This is a genomic window from Streptomyces sp. NPDC057543 (genome assembly GCF_042801895.1).
GTDB lineage: Bacteria > Actinomycetota > Actinomycetes > Streptomycetales > Streptomycetaceae > Streptomyces.
Genome location: NZ_JBHVFF010000450.1, coordinates 1 through 4,471, shown reverse-complemented (window position 1 = coordinate 4,471; position 4,471 = coordinate 1). Strand labels below are relative to the sequence as shown.

Genomic DNA, 4,471 nt, shown 5'->3' with positions numbered 1-4,471 from the left:
GACTTTTCAGCCTCGCCGGCGTTCGAGGCGCGGGGCCCGGGGCGGAGCCCCGGTTCGGGAAGGGGCTCAGATCCGCTCGAGCACCCGAGCCAGCAACGCTCCCATCCGGGTAGCCGAATCGCGTCCCGCCTGCAGCACCTCTTCATGGTTGAGCGGCTCCCCGCTCAGCCCCGCGGCCAGGTTCGTGACCAGCGAGATGCCGAGCACCTCGGCCCCCGCCTCCCGTGCGGCGATCGCCTCCAGCACGGTGGACATGCCGACCAGGTCACCGCCCATCACACGGACCATGTTGATCTCGGCGGGCGTCTCGTAGTGCGGGCCGGGGAACTGCACGTACACACCCTCTTCGAGGGTCTCGTCGACCTCCTTGCACAGCGCGCGCAGCCGCGGCGAGTACAGATCGGTCAGGTCGACGAAGTTGGCGCCGACGATGGGGGACGCCGCGGTCAGGTTGATGTGGTCGCTGATCAGGACCGGCTGCCCGGGGCGCATGCCCTCGCGCAGACCGCCGCAGCCGTTCGTCAGCACGACGGTCTTGCATCCCGCGGCGACGGCGGTACGGACGCCGTGCGCGACGGCGGCGACACCGCGGCCCTCGTAGAAGTGCGTGCGGCCGAGGAAGACCAGGGCACGCTTCTCGCCGATCCGGTACGAGCGGATCGTGCCGCCGTGCCCCTGCACGGCGGGCGCCGGGAAACCGGGCAGGTCGGTCACCGGGAACTCGGCCTCCGGAGCGCCGAGCGCATCGCCCGCGGGAGCCCAGCCGGACCCCATCACGAGGGCGACGTCGTGGGTCTCGGCACCGGTCAGCTCGCGCAGGCGGGCGGCGGCGTCGGCGGCGGCGGCGTACGGGTCGCCCTGGATGTTGTCCGGAATAACTGATGCGTTCACGCGGATGAGGGTAACCGGTGATTCCCTACGCGCGTAGATGCCCATGCGTAGAGTCTGCACACGCTTCCTCGTACATTCACACAAAAGCGCTGGTCGGCCGGGTCAGCAGGGGCGCTTGCGCAGTTCCATCACATAGTCGTGCGGTGCGCCCGCGGACTCCGCGGCGTCCGCGATCTCGCCCAGATAGCGGGCGGACGGCAGCCCGCCCTCGTACCCATTCAGCACATACATCCAGGTCGGCTCCTCGCCGTCCAGGGTGTGCACCCGTACCCGCATCCGCCGGTATATGTCGAGGCCGACGCCCTCCCACCGGTCCATGGAGTCCTCGTCCATCGGAGCGATGTCGTACAGCGCCACGAAGACCTGGGAACGAGGGGCCTCCACCACCGTGGCGAGCGCGCCTTCCCAGCCCATCTGCTCCCCGCCGAAGGTCAGCCGCCAGCCGTTGAGCCAGCCGGTGCCGCGCAGCGGGGAATGCGGTGCGCGGCGCGTCATCAGCCGCGCGTCGAGGTTGCCGGCGTACGCGGCGTAGAGCGACATGGGGTCGAGGGTACGGGAGGCGGTGGCCGGAACGTCGATTCCTGTGAGGAAGACCCCGTACGGGGTTCCGCCCGCGGTCCGTGAAGCCCCGCCCAAGACGCGTCGGCGCACGTATGGAGGGCCCCGGGGCGAAGCACCTTGGCGCGTGCGGGACAATGAAGTACGTACTGCATTCCCCGGGGCGACCCCCCGGACCCCCGGCCGGGGCAGCAGACGGCCGCGGGATGAGACACGCGAGGCGGACTTTTCGTGACCCGGATCGTGATCATCGGCGGCGGACCCGGCGGGTACGAGGCGGCATTGGTTGGCGCCCAGCTCGGCGCGGAGGTGACCGTCGTCGACTGCGACGGCCTCGGCGGCGCGTCCGTGCTCACCGACTGCGTGCCCTCGAAGACCCTGATCGCGACGGCAGAGGTGATGACCACCTTCGACTCTTCGTACGAGGAGTTGGGCATCATCGTCGCCGACGACACGCCGCACGTCGAGCAGGCGGCCCGGGTCGTCGGCGTGGACCTCGGCAAGGTCAACCGGCGGGTGAAGCGCCTGGCGCTCGCCCAGTCCCACGACATCACCGCGTCCGTCACCCGGGCCGGCGCCCGGGTGATGCGCGGCCGCGGCCGCCTCGACGGCCTCCAGGCCGCCGACGGCTCCCGCACGGTCGTCGTGACCGCCGCCGACGGCACGGAGGAGACGCTCACCGCCGACGCCGTGCTGATTGCGACCGGCGGCCACCCCCGGGAGATCCCGGACGCGCTCCCCGACGGCGAACGCATCCTGAACTGGACCCAGGTCTACGACCTCGACGAGCTCCCCGAGGAGCTCATCGTGGTCGGCTCCGGTGTGACGGGTGCCGAGTTCGCGGGCGCCTACCAGGCGCTCGGCTCGCGCGTCACCCTCGTCTCGTCCCGCGACCGGGTGCTGCCGGGCGAGGACCCGGACGCCGCCGCCGTGCTGGAGGACGTCTTCCGCCGCCGTGGCATGAACGTCATGGCCCGCTCCCGTGCCCAGGCGGCGAAGCGCGTCGGCGACCGGGTCGAGGTCACCCTCGCCGACGGCCGGGTCATCTCCGGTTCGCACTGCCTGATGGCGGTCGGCGCGATCCCGAACAGCGCCGGCATGGGGCTGGAGGAGGCCGGGGTCCGGCTCAAGGAGTCCGGCCACATCTGGACCGACAAGGTCTCCCGCACCACCGCCCCCGGCGTGTACGCGGCCGGTGACGTCACCGGGATCTTCGCCCTCGCCTCGGTCGCCGCCATGCAGGGCCGGATCGCGATGTACCACTTCCTCGGGGACGCGGTGGCTCCGCTGAACCTGAAGACGGTCTCCTCGAACGTCTTCACCGACCCCGAGATCGCCACCGTCGGCTACACCCAGGCCGACGTCGACGCCGGCAAGATCGACGCCAGGGTGGTCAAGCTGCCGCTGCTGCGCAACCCGCGCGCCAAGATGCAGGGCATCCGCGACGGCTTCGTCAAGCTCTTCTGCCGGCCCGGCACCGGCATCGTGGTCGGCGGCTGTGTCGTCGCGCCGCGGGCGAGCGAGCTCATCCACCCGATATCGATCGCGGTCGACAACAACCTGACGGTCGAACAGATCGCAAACGCCTTCACGGTGTACCCGTCCCTGTCGGGTTCGATCGCGGAAGTGGCCCGTCAGCTGCACACCCGGAAGAACGCGGGCGAGGCGTAGACGCAGTCGCGAAACCCGGCGTTTCGCGGCGTTCCCCGGCAGTTCGCGGCGCATCGCGGCAGCTCAGGCGGTCGTTCGGGCGTCCGACGACCGCCCGGCGGCCGTCGGCTGATCAGTACGGAACAACAACGGGCCGCCTATACCACTCGGCGGCCCTTTGTATGCACAACTTCTGTTATTCGGCGCAAACTGCTGAAAACGCTCTGGTGTCACGTTACTGTCAGTTTCGTGTTCGCTGCAGAACGTCGTCAGTTGATCCTCGAAATGGTGCGCGCCAACGGGGCGGTATCGCTCCGTGAGCTCGCCCGCGTCGTCCAGACCTCCGAAGTGACCGTACGGCGGGACGTGCGGGCGCTGGAGGCAGAAGGACTCCTCGACCGCCGGCACGGCGGTGCGGTTTTGCCGGGCGGTTTTACGCGGGAGTCCGGCTTTCCGCAGAAATCCCATCTCGCCACCGCGGAGAAGACGGCCATCGCCGACCTGGCCGCGGGTCTCGTCGAAGAGGGCGAGGCCATCGTCGTCGGTGCCGGTACGACCACGCAGGAGCTGGCCCGCCGGCTCGCGCGGGTCCCCGGTCTGACCGTCGTCACCAACTCACTGCTGGTCGCCCAGGCGTTGGCCCATGCCAACCGGGTGGAAGTGGTGATGACGGGCGGCACCTTGCGCGGCTCCAACTACGCCCTCGTGGGCAGCGGTGCCGAGCAGTCGCTCCAGGGACTGCGGGTCTCGCGCGCGTTCCTCTCCGGGAGCGGGCTCACCGCGGAACGCGGCCTGTCCACGTCCAACATGCTCTCGGCGAGCGTGGACCGGGCCCTGGTGCAGGCGGCGGCGGAGGTGGTGGTCCTGGCGGACCACACCAAGCTCGGCTCCGACACCATGTTCCAGACGGTGCCGACGGATCTGATCACCCGCCTCGTGACGGACGAACCGCCCGGCCAGGACGACCGCGCCGCCACCGAACTCCAGGCCCTGGCGGACCAGGGCGTGCAGATCGCGGTGGCCGGCGCGGGCAACGGCCCCGCTCCGGCGGAAGCCCTCCCACCGGGTCGTCGGCCCCGCCTCGACATGCCGCTCCCCGGCCAGCGCCGTACCCGGGGTGGCCCCGGAGGGCCGGGGCCACAGCAACTACGGAGCGCGGCAGTGCTGGCGGAACAGGGGCAGGGGCCGGGGGACCGGGCGAGGGTGGCGGATATGCGGCGCAGGTAAGGGGGCGTGGGGGTTTTCCACCCCCCCCCCCCCCGTCCCCTTGCGGATACGGGGGGCCCGGCCCCCCCCCCCCCCCCCCCCCCGCCCCCGGGGGGGGGGGGGCGGGCGGCCCCCACCCCCCCCCCCCCGAGGCCCCCGCACCCCC

4 protein-coding genes are annotated in these 4,471 nt (G+C 71.4%); 2 read left to right on the top strand and 2 right to left on the bottom strand.

Going from position 1 to position 4,471, the window contains the following annotated elements:
- Window positions 1-66 precede the first annotated feature (66 nt).
- Together ACFU8Q_RS39460 and ACFU8Q_RS39455 are read right to left on the bottom strand one after the other, a co-directional pair.
- Window positions 67-891, bottom strand: a complete 825-nt coding sequence (locus ACFU8Q_RS39460) for a purine-nucleoside phosphorylase (protein WP_384464443.1) — start codon at window positions 889-891, stop codon at window positions 67-69.
- A 102-nt stretch (window positions 892-993) separates the two neighbouring features.
- Window positions 994-1,431, bottom strand: coding sequence for a gamma-glutamylcyclotransferase (locus tag ACFU8Q_RS39455; RefSeq protein WP_266748138.1), 438 nt, complete (start codon window positions 1,429-1,431; stop codon window positions 994-996).
- A gap of 249 nt (window positions 1,432-1,680) precedes the next feature.
- Between ACFU8Q_RS39455 and ACFU8Q_RS39450 the strand changes: the two genes are divergently transcribed.
- Both ACFU8Q_RS39450 and ACFU8Q_RS39445 read left to right on the top strand, forming a co-directional pair.
- Window positions 1,681-3,120, top strand: a complete 1,440-nt coding sequence (locus tag ACFU8Q_RS39450) for an NAD(P)H-quinone dehydrogenase (protein ID WP_384464439.1) — start codon at window positions 1,681-1,683, stop codon at window positions 3,118-3,120.
- 228 nt (window positions 3,121-3,348) lie between these two features.
- Complete coding sequence (locus tag ACFU8Q_RS39445) at window positions 3,349-4,326, top strand: DeoR/GlpR family DNA-binding transcription regulator (RefSeq protein WP_384464436.1); 978 nt, start codon at window positions 3,349-3,351, stop codon at window positions 4,324-4,326.
- Window positions 4,327-4,471: the final 145 nt, after the last annotated feature.

What these genes read in the sequence shown, in the direction of transcription:
- ACFU8Q_RS39455 (WP_266748138.1), bottom strand. Translation starts at nt 1,431, where the DNA reads ATGTCGCTCTACGCCGCGTACGCCGGCAACCTCGACGCGCGGCTGATG.